This window comes from Micromonospora sp. DT4, from assembly GCF_049841675.1.
Taxonomy (GTDB): Bacteria; Actinomycetota; Actinomycetes; order Mycobacteriales; family Micromonosporaceae; genus Micromonospora.
The window spans coordinates 12,666-29,719 of sequence record NZ_JBNCKT010000071.1; the positions used below are offsets into that span (position 1 = coordinate 12,666).

At 72.4% G+C, this 17,054-nt stretch carries 14 protein-coding genes, 1 tRNA gene and 1 pseudogene; 13 read left to right on the forward strand and 3 right to left on the reverse strand.

Going from position 1 to position 17,054, the window contains the following annotated elements:
• Window positions 1-14: 14 nt before the first annotated feature.
• From ACLQ24_RS19605 to ACLQ24_RS19620, 4 genes are all read left to right on the forward strand, one after another.
• Window positions 15-1,163, forward strand: coding sequence for a glycosyltransferase family 4 protein (locus ACLQ24_RS19605; RefSeq protein ID WP_425893166.1), 1,149 nt, complete (start codon window positions 15-17; stop codon window positions 1,161-1,163).
• Entirely contained in the window at window positions 1,163-3,592 is a 2,430-nt protein-coding gene (locus ACLQ24_RS19610; RefSeq protein ID WP_425893167.1) for a hypothetical protein, read from the forward strand. Before ACLQ24_RS19605 ends, ACLQ24_RS19610 begins: the two co-directional genes overlap by 1 nt.
• A gap of 162 nt (window positions 3,593-3,754) precedes the next feature.
• Window positions 3,755-5,500, forward strand: a complete 1,746-nt coding sequence (locus tag ACLQ24_RS19615) for a CTP synthase (protein WP_425893168.1) — start codon at window positions 3,755-3,757, stop codon at window positions 5,498-5,500.
• Between the two features lie 76 nt (window positions 5,501-5,576).
• A complete protein-coding gene (locus ACLQ24_RS19620; RefSeq protein ID WP_425893169.1) occupies window positions 5,577-6,185 on the forward strand; it encodes an NUDIX domain-containing protein in 609 nt (202 codons plus the stop codon).
• An 87-nt stretch (window positions 6,186-6,272) separates the two neighbouring features.
• Here ACLQ24_RS19620 and ACLQ24_RS19625 read toward each other — a convergent pair whose 3' ends face one another.
• Entirely contained in the window at window positions 6,273-6,530 is a 258-nt protein-coding gene (locus ACLQ24_RS19625) for a TM2 domain-containing protein (protein WP_425893170.1), read from the reverse strand.
• 293 nt (window positions 6,531-6,823) lie between these two features.
• Here ACLQ24_RS19625 and ald point away from each other — a divergent pair, with 293 nt between their 5' ends.
• The 9 genes from ald (at window position 6,824) to ACLQ24_RS19670 (ending at window position 15,210) form a co-directional block, all read left to right on the forward strand.
• Window positions 6,824-7,939 (forward strand): alanine dehydrogenase, encoded by a 1,116-nt coding sequence (gene ald, locus ACLQ24_RS19630; protein ID WP_425893171.1) that lies wholly within the window; start codon window positions 6,824-6,826, stop codon window positions 7,937-7,939.
• Entirely contained in the window at window positions 7,936-8,931 is a 996-nt protein-coding gene (locus ACLQ24_RS19635) for a site-specific tyrosine recombinase XerD (RefSeq protein WP_425893180.1), read from the forward strand. Before ald ends, ACLQ24_RS19635 begins: the two co-directional genes overlap by 4 nt.
• A gap of 181 nt (window positions 8,932-9,112) precedes the next feature.
• Window positions 9,113-10,036: a ParA family protein gene (locus ACLQ24_RS19640; protein WP_357120878.1), complete on the forward strand. Its 924-nt coding sequence runs from the start codon at window positions 9,113-9,115 to the stop codon at window positions 10,034-10,036.
• A gap of 41 nt (window positions 10,037-10,077) precedes the next feature.
• Window positions 10,078-11,067 (forward strand): segregation and condensation protein A, encoded by a 990-nt coding sequence (locus ACLQ24_RS19645; protein ID WP_425893172.1) that lies wholly within the window; start codon window positions 10,078-10,080, stop codon window positions 11,065-11,067.
• Between the two features lie 5 nt (window positions 11,068-11,072).
• Window positions 11,073-11,927: an SMC-Scp complex subunit ScpB gene (gene scpB / locus ACLQ24_RS19650; RefSeq protein WP_425893173.1), complete on the forward strand. Its 855-nt coding sequence runs from the start codon at window positions 11,073-11,075 to the stop codon at window positions 11,925-11,927.
• Complete coding sequence (locus tag ACLQ24_RS19655) at window positions 11,914-12,684, forward strand: pseudouridine synthase (protein WP_425893174.1); 771 nt, start codon at window positions 11,914-11,916, stop codon at window positions 12,682-12,684. Before scpB ends, ACLQ24_RS19655 begins: the two co-directional genes overlap by 14 nt.
• A 195-nt stretch (window positions 12,685-12,879) precedes the next feature.
• Entirely contained in the window at window positions 12,880-13,560 is a 681-nt protein-coding gene (gene cmk / locus ACLQ24_RS19660; protein ID WP_425893175.1) for a (d)CMP kinase, read from the forward strand.
• On the forward strand, window positions 13,557-14,963 hold the full coding sequence (der, locus tag ACLQ24_RS19665) for a ribosome biogenesis GTPase Der (protein WP_425893176.1): 1,407 nt from the start codon (window positions 13,557-13,559) through the stop codon (window positions 14,961-14,963). The genes cmk and der overlap by 4 nt, the downstream gene beginning before the upstream one ends.
• A 173-nt stretch (window positions 14,964-15,136) precedes the next feature.
• Window positions 15,137-15,210: transfer RNA gene (locus ACLQ24_RS19670), tRNA-Pro, on the forward strand.
• A 113-nt stretch (window positions 15,211-15,323) separates the two neighbouring features.
• On the opposite strand, the pseudogene ACLQ24_RS19675 reads toward ACLQ24_RS19670, so the two are convergent.
• Window positions 15,324-16,542, reverse strand: a pseudogene (locus tag ACLQ24_RS19675) (tyrosine-type recombinase/integrase).
• Window positions 16,543-16,546: 4 nt separating this feature from the next.
• Window positions 16,547-16,756 carry a helix-turn-helix transcriptional regulator gene (locus ACLQ24_RS19680; protein WP_425893177.1) on the reverse strand — a complete coding sequence of 70 codons (210 nt, stop codon included), beginning with the start codon at window positions 16,754-16,756 and terminating at the stop codon, window positions 16,547-16,549.
• Between the last annotated feature and the right edge of the window lie 298 nt (window positions 16,757-17,054).

The window sequence follows — 17,054 nt, forward strand, 5'->3', positions numbered from 1 at the left end:
CGGCGGTGGCCGGCATGACGGCGACCAGCGGCTGGTCGGGCTCCGTGGCGCTGCTGCTGGCGTCCAGCACCGGTGGCGTCGGCCAACACGTCCGTTCGGTGGCGCGCGGGCTCGTGGCGTCCGGGGCGCACGTGCTGGTCTGCGGGCCGGCGGCGACGCAGGAGCAGTTCGACTTCACCGGCGTCGGCGCGCGTTTCGCGCCGGTGGAGATCCCCGCCAGCCCCACCCCGGCCGACGCGCGGGCGGTGCTCGCCCTGCGGCGGGCGCTCGCCGCGGCCCCCGTCGACGTGGTGCACGCGCACGGCCTGCGGGCCGGTCTCGTCGCCGTACTGGCCCGTCCGGCCGCCCCGCTGGTGGTGACCTGGCACAACGCGGTCCTCGCTGGTGGGCTGCGCGGCGGGGTCTCGCGGCTTGTCGAGCGGGTGGTGGCCCGGAACGCCCGGGTGGCTCTCGGTGCCTCCGCCGACCTGGTCCGGCGGGCCGCCGCGCTGGGTGCCGCCGATGCCCGCCTCGCCCCGGTCGCCGCCCCGACGCTGCCTGCGCCGCGTCGACGTCGCGCCGCCGTCCGCGCCGAGTTCGGCGTACGGCAGGAGCAGCCGTTGATCCTCTCGGTGGGGCGGCTGCACCCGCAGAAGCGCTACGACGTGCTGATCGACGCGGCGGCCCGCTGGCGTACGCGTACCCCACCGCCGGTCGTCGTGATCGCCGGGAGCGGCCCGGCGTACCTGGCGCTGGCCGCCCGGATCTCGGCGGCGCGCGCTCCGGTGACCCTGCTGGGGCACCGCACCGACGTGGCCGACCTGCTCGCCGGCGCCGACCTCGCGGTGGTGACCAGCGACTGGGAGGCGCGGCAGCTGTTCGCCCAGGAGGCGATGCGGGCCGGCGTACCGCTGGTGACGACCGCGGTGGGCGGCCTGCCGGAGCTGGTCGGTGACGCCGCCGCCCTGATCCCCTCGGTCGACGTGGACGCGGTCGACGTGGCCGTGCGTGCGCTGCTCGACGACCCGGCGGCCCGGGCCGAGCTGGGTCGGCGCGGCGCCGAGCGGGCGGCGACGTGGCCCATCGAGACGGACACGGTGGCCGTGCTGGAAGCCCTCTACGCCGAACTGGCCGCGCACCCGGCGGCCCCCGGCTCCGACGCGCCGATGACGGGACACCGGTGATGGTGCGTCGACTCGCTCCGGCCCTGTTGACCGTGCTCGTGGTGGCGTTGGGCGTCGCCGCGCTGGCCGTCCGGCCGCCCCAGGGCACCCCGCAGCGTACCGCCGACTTCGTGGTGCTCGCCGGGGTCGCGGGGCTGCGCTGGGAGGACGTCGACCAGCAGAACACCCCGACGTTGTGGCGGATGGCCCAGGAAGGGTCGATCGGCTCCCTGTCGGTGCGGTCCGCGCACCGGCCCACCTGCCCGGTGGACGGCTGGCTGACCCTCGGCGCGGGCAGTTTCGCCGGGTGGAACGGCGCCCGGCCCGCCGGTGGCTGTCCGCCGGCCGGCGTGGCCGTGGAGCAGCCGGACGGGATCGGCGCGAACCTGTCCGACCAGGAGAGCGTGGTCCAGTACAACCAGCAGCGGCTGCCCTGGGGCACCCTGCCGGGGTCGCTGTCGGAGTCGGTGCGCTGCTCGGTCGCTGTGGGGCCGGGGGCCGCCGTGGCCGCCGCCCGCCCGTTCGGCCGGGTCGACCGGTACGCCGCGGGTCTGCCGGCCGATCCGCGTCGGCTGCTCGGCTCGTGCGTGCTGAGCATCGTCGACCTCGGCACGATCGAGGGGACCGACCCGGCGGCGCGCGCCGAGGAGGCACGGGCGGCCGACGCCCAGTTGGCCCGGGTCCTGGCGGCCCGCCCGCCGCGGTCGTTGGTGCTGGTCGCCGGCATCTCCGACACCGAGCGGCCGTCGCGGCTGCACGTGGCGATCGCCGACGGGCCGGGCTGGGAGCGGGGCTGGCTCACCTCGGCCAGCACCGGCCGTGACGGGTACCTCCAGCTCGTCGACCTCGCGCCGACGGCGCTGGCCGCACTCGGGCGGCCGATGCCGGAGCGGCTGTTCCTCGGCCGCCCGGCGGTCAGCACCGGCGGCCGACCGGCGGACCTGACCGAGGCGATCAACGCGCCGGCGGACGCCGACCGGGAGGCGTCCGCCCAGCGGACCGTCTCCGGCGGGTTCTTCACCCTGCTCGCCGGGGTGCAGGTGCTGCTGGCCCTGGCCGTGTTGCCGTTGCTGCGTCGCGCGCGACCGCACGCCGGCCCGACCGGCCCCACCCCGGTCTCCGCCCGCGTCGTGGCGGTGGTGGAGCTGCTGCTGGTCGCGGCGGCGTTGACCGTCCCGGCCGCGTTGCTGGCCGACGCCGTCCCCTGGTGGCGGGGCGGGCACCCCGGGTGGATCTTCGCCGGGGTCACCGCGCTGCTGGTCGCGGGGGGCACCGCCGCGGTCCGGTTCGCCCCGGGGTACGCGAAGACGCTCGGCCCGTTCGGCGCGGTGGCCGGCCTCACGACGCTTGTCGTCGGGGTGGACGTGCTGACCGGCGCCCGACTCCAGTTCAACGGCGTGGTCGGCTACTCGGCGTTGCAGGGTGGCCGCTACGCCGGGCTGAGCACGGTCGGGCTGGGGGTGTTCCTCGCCGGCGCGCTGGTGTCCGGCGGGTGGCTCGCCCAGCGCGTACACCGTCGTTGGAGGCCGGCCGTGATGGTCGCCGTGGGCGGCCTCGCCGTGGTGGTGGTCGGCAGTCCGTACCTGGGCGCCGACCCGGTCGGCGCGATCGCGCTGACCGCCGGACTCAGCGTGGCGGCGGCGATCAGCGCCGGCGGCTGGCTGACCATCAGCCGACTGGCGTGGGCCACCATGGCCGCCCTGGCGGTCGGCATCGGCTTCGCCGTGGTGGACCTGCGCCGGCCGGCGGCCGAGCGGGGGAGCCTGGGCCGGTTCCTGTCCGCGGTCGGTGACGGCACCGGCGGGTTCACCGTGCACCGGTCCAGCACCGCGAACTTCGAGACGTTGGTGAACAGTCCGTTGACCGTGCTGGCGCTGGCCGGTGGGCTGCTGGTGTGGTTCGCCCTGTTGCAGCCGTGGGGCGGGCTCATGCGGCTCTTCGGCATCTACCCGGCGGTGCGGGCGGCGCTGGGCGGTACGGCGGTCGCGGCGGTGCTGGGTGGCGTGCTCGACGGCGCGGCGCTGGACGTGGCCGGCGCGGCGGCCGCCCTGGTGGTGCCGATGGCCGCGCTGACGTCGCTGCGGGTTCTCGGGCACGCCGCCGACCGGACGCGCCCCGGCACGGGCCGCGCCCGGGAGAACGAGGCGGACGACGATTCGGGCGCCGGGGGCGACGGGCCGGCCGGCGGGGGTGGCGGTCCGAACGGTGGCGGGGGGCCGCTGGGAGCGGGTCACCCGCGGCCGATCGGCGGACCGCCTGCCGCGCCATCCCGCGCGGTCGTCCTGCGGCCGGACCCGGACGCGCCCGCGGAGCCCCCGGTGGGCGACGGGGCCGACCGGCCGGAGGATCCGACGGCGGACGCCGGCGCCACGGCGCCGCCCGCTCCGGCGCAGCGGCGGCCGGCGGACGCGCCGGTCGCCCGGCCATCGAGCGAGGTTGCCTCCTCCTGACCGCCGGACGTCGCCCGGTGGCCCGTTCCTGTTCCGCCCGGGGTGCGGCCTGCAAGTACCCGTCGTGGAGGTGTTACCGTGGAATCCCGTGGATCGCGTGATCACTTTGCTGATCGAGCACGGCGGTCTGCATGACCGCGACAGACGACACGGGAGCAGGCCTTGGCCCCATCAGCACGGACGACCAGGCACATTTTCGTCACCGGGGGCGTCGCCTCCTCGCTGGGTAAGGGCCTCACCGCCTCCAGCCTCGGCAACCTGCTGACCGCGCGCGGTCTGCGCGTGGTGATGCAGAAGCTCGACCCCTACCTGAACGTCGACCCCGGGACGATGAACCCGTTCCAGCACGGCGAGGTCTTCGTCACCGAGGATGGCGCCGAGACCGACCTCGACGTCGGGCACTACGAGCGTTTCCTCGACCGGGCGTTGTCCGGCAAGGCGAACGTCACCACCGGGCAGATCTACTCGGACGTGATCGCCAAGGAGCGCCGCGGCGAGTATCTGGGCGACACCGTCCAGGTCATCCCGCACATCACCAACGAGATCAAGTCGCGAATCCTGGCGATGGCGGACCCGGACGACGACGGCGTCCTGCCCGACGTGGTCATCACCGAGGTCGGCGGCACCGTCGGCGACATCGAGTCGCTGCCGTTCCTGGAGGCGATCCGTCAGGTTCGTCACGACCTGGGCCGCGACAACTGCTTCTACCTGCACGTCTCGCTGGTGCCGTACCTGGCGCCGTCGGGCGAGCTGAAGACCAAGCCGACCCAGCACTCCGTGGCGCAGCTGCGCAACATCGGTATCCAGCCGGACGCCATCGTGCTGCGCTGCGACCGGGAGATCCCGGTGAAGCTCAAGGAGAAGCTCTCGCTCTACTGCGACGTGGACGCCGAGGCGGTCGTCGCCGCCCCGGACGCCCCGAGCATCTACGACATCCCGAAGGTGCTGCACCGCGAGGGGCTCGACGCGTACGTGGTGCGCCGGCTCGGGCTGTCGTTCCGGGACGTGGACTGGGCGAGCTGGGACGACCTGTTGGAGCGGGTGCACCGGCCCCGGCACACGGTGACCGTCGCGGTGGTCGGAAAGTACGTCGACCTGCCCGACGCGTACCTGTCGGTGAGCGAGGCGATCCGGGCGGCCGGTTTCGGTAACCGGTCGCGGGTGCAGCTCAAGTGGGTGCCCAGCGACGAGTGCGTCACCCCGGCCGGCGCGGCGGCGGCCCTGGCCGGCGTGGACGGCATCCTCATCCCGGGCGGGTTCGGCGTCCGCGGCATCGAGGGCAAGATCGGCACGGCCCGGTACGCCCGGGAGAACGGCATCCCCCTGCTCGGTCTCTGTCTCGGCCTGCAGTGCATGACGATCGACGTGGCCCGGCACCTCGCCGGCTTGGACGGCGCCAACTCGCTGGAGTTCGACGAGCAGGCCGCGCACCCGGTCATCGCCACGATGGCCGACCAGGAGGACATCGTCGCCGGCAAGGGCGATATGGGCGGCACCATGCGGCTCGGGGGGTACCCGGCGACCCTGACCGAGGGCTCGATCGTCGCCGAGGCGTACGGCAGCACCGACATCAGCGAGCGGCACCGGCACCGCTACGAGGTCAACAACGCCTACCGGGACGCGCTGACCAAGGCGGGCCTGCACATCTCCGGGACCTCGCCGGACGGCCGGCTGGTCGAGTTCATCGAGCTGGACCGCGATCTGCACCCGTTCTTCGTGGCCACGCAGGCGCACCCGGAGTTGAAGAGCCGTCCCACCCGCCCGCACCCGCTGTTCGCGTCGTTCGTCAAGGCCGCCGTGGCGTACTCGCAGGCCGACCAGTTGCCGGTCGACCTCGACGCCGCGTCGGAGGCCCCGCCCGTCCGCGAGGCCGCCCGCAACGGCGCCGCGACGAAGGCGTCGGCGTGAGCGAGCGGAGCGAGCGAACCAGCAGGTTCAGCAGCGGGGCGCCTCGCGCCGTCGTGGAGCGTAGCGAGGCGTCGGCGTGAGCGAGCGGAGTGAGCACCGTTACGAGGTCCGCTCCCGCGAGGAGCGGTACTGCGGGCGGATCTTCGACGTGGTCACCGAGGAGGTGACCATGCCCGGCGGCGGGACCGCGCTGCGTGACCTCGTGCGGCACGTCGGCGCGGTGGCCGTGGTGGCCCTCGACGACGCCGGCCAGGTGGTGCTGATCCGGCAGTACCGGCACCCGGTCGGCCGGCACCTGTGGGAGCTGCCGGCCGGGCTGATGGACGTCTCCGGTGAGGAGCTGCCGGCCGCCGCGCTGCGGGAACTGGCCGAGGAGGCCGACCTGACCGCCGCGCGGATCGACGTGCTTGTCGACCTGCACAGCTCGCCCGGGTTCACCAACGAGATCGTCCGGGTCTTCCTGGCCCGCGATCTGGCCGAGGTGCCGGCGGGGGAGCGTCACGAGCGCCACGACGAGGAGGCCGATCTCCAGGTCGTCCGCGTCGACCTGGACGAGGCCGTCGACATGGTCCTGGCCGGCGAGATCACCAATGCGTCCGCGGTGGCCGGCCTGCTCGCGGCGGCGCGCGGCCGGGACTCCGGCTTCGTGGCGTTGCGCCGGGCGGAGGCACCGCTGCCGCGCTGAGCGCCGGCGCCGGTCCAGCCGGGTCAGGGAGTACGCGCAGAGGGGCCCCGCCGTCGGCGGGGCCCCTCTGTATGTCGCGGTGGCAGGTCAGTCCCGCAGCGGGCGGCCCTGCGCGTCGGTGCCGCCGTTGACCAGGATCAGGATGCCGTCGATGAGGCCCCAGAGGCCGCCGATACCGCCGGTGCAGACGCCGACGACGAGCTGGAGAACGGCGATCTTGGTGTGTCCGGTGTAGAACCGACCGGCGCCGAAGGTGCCAAGCAGGATGCCGAGGATGCCCGCGACGACCTTGCTCTTGTCGGAGACGCCCTGGGCGTACCCGGGCTGGTAAGGAGGAGTGGTCATGGGCGGACACACTAGTGATCCACTCGCCGCTGTCCGTACCGCCACACGGCAGATGGGACGATAATGGGCGAACACTGTCCTGACGGTTGAGGTCACCCTCCCACCGCCGGCCCGGTCCGCGCCCTGACACACCGTCAGGTCGCCCGGGCACCGGATGCCACTGTGCTGGCTCGCGGCGGGGCCGGGCGCGCCTAGACTGCCGCCGGCGGGACCGGTGGACCGCGGCGGCAATGGGGCCGTCGTGGCACCGAGCGGTCGGGGGAGCTCAGCCCCCGAAGAGAGGTGTCTGCATCGTGAAGGTCGGAATCCCACGCGAGGTCAAGAACCACGAGTACCGCGTGGCGATCACGCCGGCGGGCGTCAACGAGTTCACCCGCAGCGGCCACCAGGTCTTCGTCGAGTCCGGCGCCGGCGTCGGCTCCAGCATCACCGACGAGGAGTTCGCCACCGCCGGCGCGAAGATCCTCGGCACCGCCGACGAGGTGTGGGACACCGCCGAGCTGGTGCTCAAGGTCAAGGAGCCGATCGCCGAGGAGTACCACCGGATGCGCGAGGGGCAGGTGCTCTTCACCTACCTGCACCTGGCCGCCTCCAAGGAGTGCACGGACGCGCTGATCGACCGCAGGGTCACCGGCATCGCGTACGAGACCGTCGAGCTGCCCGACCGGTCGCTGCCGCTGCTCGCGCCGATGTCCGAGGTCGCGGGTCGGCTCGCCCCGCAGGTGGGCGCGTTCTACATGATGCGTACCGGCGGTGGTCGGGGTGTGCTGCCCGGCGGCGTCTCCGGTGTGTACGCGGCCAAGACCGTCGTCATCGGCGCCGGCGTCTCCGGCATGAACGCCGCCGCCATCGCCCTGGGCCTGCAGTCCGAGGTGCTGCTGCTGGACAAGAACGTCGCACGCCTGCGCCAGGCCGACGCCATCTACCGGGGCCACCTGCAGACCGTCGCCTCCAACGCGTACGAGATCGAGCGGGCCGTCCTCGACGCCGACCTGGTCATCGGCGCGGTGCTGGTGCCCGGCGCGAAGGCCCCGACGCTCATCTCCAACGAGCTGGTCTCCCGGATGAAGCCGGGCAGCGTGCTCGTCGACATCGCCATCGACCAGGGCGGCTGCTTCGAGGACTCGCGCCCCACCACGCACGCCGACCCGGTCTACAAGGTGCACGAGTCGATCTTCTACTGCGTGGCGAACATGCCCGGCGCGGTGCCCAACACCAGCACGTACGCGCTGACCAACGTCACCCTGCCGTACGCGCTCGAACTGGCCAACCAGGGCTGGCGCGACGCGCTGCGCAACGACCCGGCGCTGGCGCTGGGCCTCAACATCCACGACGGCCAGGTCACCTACGGCCCGGTCGCCGAGGCGCACGGCATGCCCGTGCTCCCGCTGGCCGAGGTTCTGGGCTGACCGACTCCACTGTCGAACGGGCCGGTGCGGGCGTCGAGCCCGCGCCGGCCCTGCGCCGTGCCGTGCGCGGCTACCTCGACCACCTCACCGTCGAGCGCGGCCTGTCCGCGAACACCCTCGCCTCGTACCGCCGGGATCTGGACCGCTATCTCACGACCCTGGCCGACGCCGGCGTCACCGACCTCGCGTCGGTCGGCGCGGGCGTCGTCGAGTCGCACCTGGCCCGACTGCGCGCCGGCGACGACGACCATCCGCCCCTGGCCGTGTCGTCCGCCGCCCGCGCGGCGAGCGCAGTCCGCGGCCTGCACCGGTTCGCCCTGCGTGAGGGGCTGGCCGGCGCCGACCCGAGCCGCGACGTCCACCCGCCCACCCCGCCACGCCGGCTGCCCCGCGCGCTGGGAGTCGACGACGTGGTCCGGCTGCTGGAGACCGCCGGCCCGGTCACCGCGACCGGCGACGGCGCGCCGCTCGCGCTGCGCGACCGGGCGCTGTTGGAGTTCCTGTACGGCACCGGCGCGCGCATCTCCGAGGCGACCGGCGCCGCCATCGACGACCTGGACGTCGACGAGGGCACCGTGCTGCTGCGCGGCAAGGGCGGCCGGATGCGCCTCGTCCCGATCGGCGGGTACGCCGTCGACGCGGTCCGCGCCTACCTGGTCCGGGCCCGTCCCGCCCTGGCCGCCGCCGGCCGGGGTACCCCTGCGGTCTTCCTCAACGCCCGGGGTGGCGCGCTGTCACGGCAGGGCGCCTGGATCATCCTGCGCCACGCCGCCGGCCGCGCCGGACTGCCGGTCGACGGACCGTCGGCGGTGTCCCCGCACACCCTGCGCCACTCGTACGCGACACACCTGCTCGACGGCGGCGCTGACGTGCGGGTCGTCCAGGAACTGCTCGGCCACGCCTCGGTGACCACCACGCAGGTCTACACCCTCGTCACCGTCGAACGGCTGCGCGAGGTGTACGCCACCGCTCACCCGCGCGCTCGCGACTGACGCCCGGTGGGCGTCGGCCCCGACACGCCGGGCCGGTGCCGAACGCCCTGCTGGTCGGTGGCGTACAGTCGGCATCGGCGCGGACCTCCTGGGGCGACACGACCGGGGTGCGCAGCGGCGCCGCGAAGGACGTCGGACGGCTCCGACGCCGGGTGGGTCGTCGGGAGGGGGCAACGAGCACATGGCTGGCAACGGTGACCGTGCCGAGACGTGGACGTCGGAGCTCCGCGAGCAGCAGGCCGCGCTCGGCAACGATCTGGGGCCGGCGGATCCGGCGGCCTACACCATGCGCAAGCCGATCCCCGAGCCGATGCCCACCGATCGGCACGGTCCGGCGCGCATCATCGCGATGGCCAACCAGAAGGGTGGCGTGGGCAAGACCACCACCACCATCAACCTGGGCGCCGCCCTCGCCGAGTACGGCCGCAAGGTGCTGCTCGTCGACTTCGACCCGCAGGGCGCGCTCTCGGTGGGTCTGGGGGTCAACCCGCACAACCTCGACCTGTCCGTCTACAACCTGCTCATGCAGGACGACGTGACCGCCGAGGACGTCCTCATCAAGACCGACGTCGCGGGCCTGCACCTGCTGCCGGCCAACATCGACCTCTCCGCCGCCGAGATCCAGCTCGTCAACGAGGTCGCCCGGGAGATGGCCCTGGCCCGGGTCCTGCGCTCGGTCCGCAAGGAGTACGACTACATCCTGATCGACTGCCAGCCCTCGCTCGGCCTGCTGGCGATCAACGCGCTGACCGTCGCACACGGCGTGCTCATCCCGCTCGAGTGCGAGTTCTTCAGCCTGCGTGGTGTGGCCCTGCTGCTGGACACCATCGACAAGGTGCGTGAACGCCTCAACTTCGACCTGGAGCTCGAGGGCATCCTCGCCACCATGTACGACAGCCGCACCACCCACTGCCGGCAGGTGTTGCAGCGGGTGGTCGAGGCGTTCGGCGACAAGGTCTACCAGACGGTCATCACCAAGACGGTGAAGTTCCCCGAGTCCACCGTGGCCGGTGCCCCGATCACGACGATGGACCCGGCCTCCTCCGGGGCGCGCAACTACCGTCAGCTGGCCCGCGAGGTGATCGCCGCCCAGTCGGAGCGGTAGCAGGAACGCCCGGTGCCCGCCTCGTGGACTACGGTCGTGCGGTGACCGCGCCACCCGTCGACCCGCCTTACACCGCCGATCCGGCCGTGGTCGACGGTGCGCAGCCCGCCGGGTTCACGGTGCGACTGGCCAACTTCACCGGCCCCTTCGACCTGCTGTTGCAGCTCATCGGCAAACACAAGCTCGACGTCACCGAGGTGGCCCTGCACACGGTCACCGACGAGTTCATCGCCTACATCCGGGCCATGGGCGACGACTGGGACCTCGACGAGGCCAGCGAGTTCCTGCTCATCGCCGCGACCCTGCTCGACCTGAAGGCCGCCCGGCTGCTCCCCTCCGCCGACGTGGAGGACGAGGAGGACCTCGCCCTGCTGGAGGCCCGGGACCTGCTCTTCGCCCGCCTGTTGCAGTACAAGGCGTACAAGGAGGCGGCGGCCCACATCGCCGAGTTGGAGGCGGTCGGTGGCCGGCGCTATCCCCGCGCGGTGAGCCTGGAGCCCCGCTACGCCGAGGCGCTGCCCGACCTGGTGCTCGGCATTGGCCCGCAGCGGCTGCTGAAGCTGGCCGTGAAGGCGATGACCCCGAAGGTGGCGCCGGAGGTGTCCATCGCCCACGTGCACATGGTGCGGGTCAGCGTGCGGGAGCACGCGGCGATCCTCACCGCCCGGCTGCGCCGGGCCGGCACGGCGACGTTCTCGCTGCTCTGCGCCGACTGCGAGGCCACCCTGGAGGTGGTGGCGCGGTTCCTGGCGCTGCTGGAGCTGTACCGGGAGGGTCTGGTGGCCTTCGTGCAGGAGCAGGCCCTGGGGGAGTTGACCGTGCGCTGGACCGGGCCCGCCGACGGCGAGACCGAACTGCACGTCGACGAGTACGCCGGCGCCGCTGCCGAACTCGACCCGCCCACCGGGCCGGACGCGCCCACCGAACCCGACCCGCCCACCGGGCCGGACGTGGCGGGGCCAGTGGTGGCGGGGCCAGTGGTGGCGGGGGAGGCCGGCGGGTCCGACCGGGACGGGAACGACGGAGGGTGAGCGGGATGAGTGACGAGGAGCGCCGGGACTCCCTTGCCGACCAGGCCGCCGCCTGGGTTCCGCCGTGGGAGCGCCCGCGCCCATCGGCCTCCACCACCCCCGAGGCCGGGTCGGCGGCTGCTGAGTCCCCTGAGACTGACGAGCCGGTCGAGTTCGCCCCGACGACCGTCGCTGCCGACCCTGCCGAGCCCGTGCCGGCTGAGAGCGCGGAGCCGGCCTTCGCGGCTGATGCGGGGGCGGCTCGGGGCGTACCTCGGCGGGAGCCTGTGGGGCGGCGGCGGGCGACAGTCGTGCCGCAGCCCGCGCCCGACCTGCCCGAGAACGAGCTGCGCGGAGCGCTGGAGGCGATCCTCCTGGTGGTGGACGAACCGGTCAGCGAGCTGCTCCTGGCCCAGGTGCTCGAGCAGCCGGCCGAGCGGATCGGGCCGTTGCTCGACCACATCGCGGCCGGCTACACGGCCGCCGGGAACGGGTTCGAGCTGCGGCGGGCCGCCGGCGGTTGGCGGTTGTACACCCGGCCGGAATACGCTACGTACGTCGAGCGGTTCGTCCTGGACGGGCAGTCCGTGCGGCTGACCCAGGCGGCGTTGGAGACTCTGGCCGTGGTCGCGTACAAGCAGCCGGTGACCCGGTCGCGGATCTCGGCCATCCGGGGTGTCAACTGCGACGGCGTCATCCGTACGCTGGTCACTCGCGGCCTCGTCGAGGAGTGCGGCACCGAATCGGACAGCGGGGCGTTCCTGTACCGGACCACCACGCTGTTCCTGGAGAAGCTCGGGCTGAACACCGTCGACGAATTGCCACCTCTCGCACCCTTCCTGCCCGACGACGTAGAAGAGCTTGCTGATGCGACCCGATAATCGTTCCCCGAAATCCGACGCCCCCGTCTACGAGAGCGCGGAACGCCTGCAGAAGGTGCTCGCCGCCGCCGGCGTGGGTTCCCGCCGCGCCTGTGAAGATCTGATCTTCCGGCGTCGGGTCACCGTGGACGGGCGCGTCGCCAAGCTCGGCGACAAGGTCGACCCGGCCAACGCCGTGATCCACGTGGACGGCGAGCGCCTCCAGGTCGACGTCCGCCTCGTCTACGTGGCGATGAACAAGCCGCGCGGTGTGGTCACCACCATGTCGGACGACAAGGGGCGCAACGAGCTGGCCGAGTTCATCGGCAATCGCCTGGAGCAGCGGGTCTACCACGTCGGGCGGCTCGACGCGGACAGCGAGGGCCTGCTGCTGCTCACCAACGACGGCACCCTCGCGCACAAGCTCATGCACCCCTCGTACGAGGTGCTGAAGACCTACCTCGCCGAGGTGGTCGGGCCGATCCCGCGCAACCTCAGCAAGCGGCTCCTCGTGGGCGTCGAGCTGGAGGACGGGCCGGTCAAGGTCGACTCGTTCAGAGTGGTGGACACCCTGGGCAAGAGTGCCCAGGTGGAGCTGAGCCTGCACGAGGGCCGCAAGCACATCGTCCGGCGGTTGATGGACGAGGTCGGGCACCCGGTCACCCGGCTGGTGCGTACCTCCATCGGTCCGATCCGGTTGGGCGACCTGCGCACCGGGCGTCTCCGGCGCCTCACCAACGCGGAGGTCGCCGCCCTGTTCCGCGCGGTGGGCGACTGACCACCGGGCTTCGGGGTACGGCTGCCGGTAGGCTCCGCAGCGGCCGGGAAGCGGCCGCCGGAGGTGGCGTGGGTCGCCTCGGGCGGCGTCGCGCATGGGTCCGTCACGGGCCCGGGCATGATGGATGACGATGGACAACCGCTTGCGGCGTCAGAGCACCGGGCGATCCGCGAGGTACGGGCTGAGGAGGACACGGTGGAGGAAAACGTACGGGCCGAGCGATGTGTGGTCGCTGTCGACGGGCCGTCCGGTTCGGGTAAGTCAACCGTGTCGCGGCGGCTCGCCGTCGGCATCGGTGCGCGCTACCTCGACACCGGGGCGATGTACCGGGCGATCACGTGGGCCGTGCTGCGCTCCGGCGTGGACCTCACCGACGCCGCGTCGGTGGCCAAGGTCGCCGGCGAGGCGGACCTGCGGATCGGCACCGACCCCCAGGGGTACGGCGTGACCGTCGACGGCGTGAGCGTGGACGCGGACATCCGCGGCCCCGAGGTGACCCAGGCGGTGTCCGCCGTCGCCGCCGTGCCGGCGGTCCGGGAGCTGCTGGTCGCCCGGCAGCGCGAGATGATCGTCAATGCCGGTCGGATGGTGGTCGAGGGCCGGGACATCGGCTCGGTCGTGGCGCCGGACGCCGACCTGAAGGTCTTCCTGACCGCCTCCGAGGCGGCGCGTGCCGCCCGGCGTAGCGCCGAGGACGCCTCCGACGTGGCGGCCACCGCCGCCGACCTGGCCCGCCGCGACCGGCTCGACTCGACCCGCAAGGTCAACCCGCTGGCCCAGGCAGCGGACGCTGTCGTACTGGACACCACCGAGCTGGGCATCGACGAGGTCGTGGCCCGGCTGCGTGACCTGCTCACCGAGCGGGGCGTGGCATGAGTAGCGATGGTGGTGGCTGGGTCGAGCTGCGCGAGCCGGACCTCGCCGTCGAGGAACCGACCGGTCCGCAGCCGGTGGTGGCTGTGGTGGGCCGCCCCAACGTGGGTAAGTCCACCCTCGTCAACCGGATCATCGGCCGCCGGCAGGCGGTCGTGGAGGACATTCCCGGCGTGACCCGGGACCGGGTGCCGTACGACGCGCAGTGGAACGGCCGGTCGTTCACCGTGGTGGACACCGGCGGTTGGGAACCGGACGCGAAGGACCGCGCGGCGGCCATCGCCGCGCAGGCCGAGACGGCGGTGGTCACCGCCGACGTGGTCCTCTTCGTGGTCGACGCGATGGTCGGCTCCACCGACGTGGACGAGGCCGCGGTGAAGATGCTGCGCCGCAGCGCCAAGCCGGTGATCCTGGTGGCGAACAAGGCCGACAACACCTCCATCGAGATGGAGGCCGTGTCGCTCTGGGGGCTGGGCCTCGGCGAGCCGTTCCCGGTGTCCGCCCTGCACGGGCGTGGCTCCGGCGACCTGCTGGACGCCATCCTCGCCGCGCTGCCGGAGGCCCCGGCGATCGTCGAGAACCGGCCGCGTGGGCCGCGCCGGGTGGCGTTGGTCGGCCGGCCGAACGTGGGCAAGTCCAGCCTGCTCAACCGGTTCTCCGGCGAGGAACGGGCGGTCGTCGACTCGGTCGCCGGCACCACAGTGGACCCGGTCGACAGCCTGGTCGAGATCGGTGGCCAGATCTGGCAGCTGGTCGACACGGCCGGCCTGCGCAAGCGGGTCGGCAAGGCCAGCGGCACCGAGTACTACGCCAGTCTGCGCACCGCCGGCGCGATCGAGGCCGCCGAGGTGGCCGTCGTGCTCCTGGATGCCAGCGAGCCGATCAGCGAGCAGGACCAGCGGATCCTGTCGATGGTGACCGAGGCCGGCCGGGCGCTGGTCATCGCGTTCAACAAGTGGGACCTGGTCGACGCCGACCGCCGGTACTATCTCGACAAGGAGATCGACCGGGAGCTGCGCCGCATTCCCTGGGCGATCCGACTGAACCTGTCGGCCATGACGGGCCGCGCGGTCGACAAGCTGGCCCCGGCCCTCAACAAGGCCCTCGCCAGTTGGGAGACCCGCGTACCGACGGCGCACCTCAACCAGTGGCTCACCGCGCTCGTGCAGGCCACCCCGCACCCGGTGCGCGGCGGACGGGCGCCCCGCATCCTGTTCGCCACTCAGGCCGGGGTGGCGCCGCCGCGGTTCGTGCTCTTCACCACGGGCCCGCTCGACGCCGGATACCAGCGGTTCGTCGAGCGCAAGCTCCGCGAGGAATTCGGGTACGAGGGCAGCCCCATCGAGATCTCCGTACGCCCCCGCAAGAAGCTCGGCCCGGGCGGCCGGGGCAAGGCGCACGGGTAATCCGGGTGTTCTGTCGGGTGGGCCAGACCGTTACCGTCTGGCCCACCCCCCTAGGATGGTCTAGGGGTTGTGGGCTGGTTCGCTGCTCCGACAACGCGGGTGGGGCCTGTGCGGACGGCCCGGGGGCGCTGCGCTAAGCTGTACCGGCTGTCGCAGGGAGAACTCTGCGGGGGCGGGACGTGGCGCAGCTTGGTAGCGCACTTGACTGGGGGTCAAGGGGTCGTCGGTTCGAATCCGGCCGTCCCGACAGACAAAAAGCCCTGACCAGCGGAAACGCTGGTCAGGGCTTTAAGTTTGTCTATGGGGTTTTGAACCGCCCCCCGAAAACCCCCCGTTTACCGGGGTCGGCAACCAGGTTTGTCATCCGTGCGCATCGTTGGGCAATGCAGGTGCGGGACGTTGCCGCGCCCCGCGGTCGGTGCCGAGTCGCTCGAGGATGTCCGAGACGTCCGGGGCTTGAGCGGGTTGGCGATGTAGTACGTGGCGGTGACCTCCTCGCTGGAGTGTCCAAGCTGCGCTGCGGCGCTTTTCGTGTCGGTCTCTTCCTTGATGAGGGTGGCGACGGTCTTGCGGAAGGTGTGGGGAGTGACCCAGGCGAGGTCGGTGTCGGCGCGAGCCTCACGCCACTGACGGCGGACGTTGTTGTGGGGGATAGCCAGGTGCCGCGTCGGGAGGCGAAGATCGCGTCGTGGGGGTTGTCGGCGGCGACGAGCTTGCGGGCCAGGATCATGCCGACGGCGAACCGGGGTAGGACGACCATCCGCCAGCCGGCGTCGCTCTTGGTCCAGGGTTGGCGGGAGAAGCCCTGGCCTTTGACGAAGACGAGCGTGCCGCAGATCGTCAGGGTGGGGCGTTCGGCGGCGAGGTCGAGGTCCTCTCATCGCAGGGCAAGGATCTCGCCGATGCGGGCGCCGGTGGCGAGCATCAGGTCGACGACGTCGGCCAGATCGCCGCTGTGCCGTGGTCCAGGTTTGCCGGGGATCGGTCGCTGCCAGTCGCGGATAGCGGTCCGGACGGCCTGGAGATTCTCGTCGGTGAGGGCGACGACCGCACGGCGAGGTTTACGGAGCCGGCCGGTGTCACGTACGGGGTTGGTGGGGATCGCGCCGTGGCGTACGGCCAGGGCGAACATCTGGCTCAGGACGACTTTGGCGCCTTTGGCTGCCGAGGGACGGTCCTTGGCGATGTCGCGTAGGAACCGATCCAGGCGTCCGACGCTGGCTTCTCTGATTCGGAGGTTGCCCAGGGCGGGCAGGATCGCGTTGCGCGTGCTGGTTTCGTATCGCTGGATGGTCTGTGGTGCGATCCGTTCCTCAGCGGTGATTTCTTTGATCCACAGGTCGGCGAGTGTGCTGACGCGGGTCTCCCGGGTGATCTCGTCGTCGTTGGGGGTGGTGCGGTCACGTAGCTTGACCTTCAGTGCCCGTTCGGCGGCCGGGCCGGTGGTGCCGGTGGCCTCGATGTCGCGGGTCTTGCCGTCGTAGTCGCGGAACCGCGCTCGTGCGCGGAACCGGTTGGGTCCGAGTTTCTGGGTGCGGATGTTGCCCCAGGTGCCGATGGGTAGTTCAGGTCGGGCCATCGGGTCAGCGCTCCGCGTCGGTGTGGTCGTCGAGCCAGCGTTCGACTTCGCTGCGCCGGTAGCGCAGTGTGTTGCCGACGCGGATGGCGCGGGGTCCCTTGCCTCGGCTGTGCCAGGCGTAGAGGGTGTTCTTGGGCTTGCCCAGCCAGGCGGCGACGTCGTCGATGGTCAGGAGGGGGTCTGGCCGCCATTGCGGGGCGGCTGAGCCGTTCATCGCCGGCCCAACGTGTTGGTGGAGCCGGGCAGTTGGCGCCGCGTGACGTGGCCGGCAGGTTGCCGCCCACCTGGCGGCGCGGAATCGGGGGCGGTGCGGGGGTGGGGCGGGCATGGATTGGGTGTCCTTTCAGGATTCCAACCTGATTGGTGTCGGGGGTCGTTGGCACTGTCACTGCTATACACGGTCGTGAAATCTTTCGACTGTGGATGTTTATCCACCCTGTCAAGCCCCGGGTTTGATGGAGAGTTGGTTATCTGGTTTTCAGGGGTGCGGTGACCGGGTGGGTTACCGCGTG